Genomic DNA, 249 nt, shown 5'->3' with positions numbered 1-249 from the left:
ATTATGGCTTAGCGGGCTTGCTGGTGGCTCAACCACAATTGATCGCCACCTTACCGCGCCGACAAGCGATGTTGTACAAAGATAATCAAGACTTACGCATTGTTCGGGTGCCTTTTCAAATTGTGCCTATCGAAACTAACATGATTTGGAGCCCTTTGCTGCAGCACTCTAAGGCACACCAATGGTTACGCCGCTCATTGATTGAATTCTCTGCCTCGGTGGCCGATAGATAACAGCAAAACTTAGTAC

Annotated in this window: 1 protein-coding gene; it reads left to right on the top strand. The window is 47.4% G+C overall.

Going from position 1 to position 249, the window contains the following annotated elements; translation table 11 throughout:
- Positions 1 to 233, top strand: a 233-nt coding sequence (locus Q4528_RS15165) for a type 2 periplasmic-binding domain-containing protein (protein WP_439848947.1), incomplete at its 5' end; no start/stop codon positions are given.
- Positions 234 to 249 lie beyond the last annotated feature (16 nt).

The organism is Staphylococcus pasteuri (genome assembly GCF_030547725.1).
Lineage (GTDB): Bacteria > Bacillota > Bacilli > Staphylococcales > Staphylococcaceae > Staphylococcus > Staphylococcus pasteuri.
This window is presented reverse-complemented; position numbering and strand designations above follow the sequence as displayed.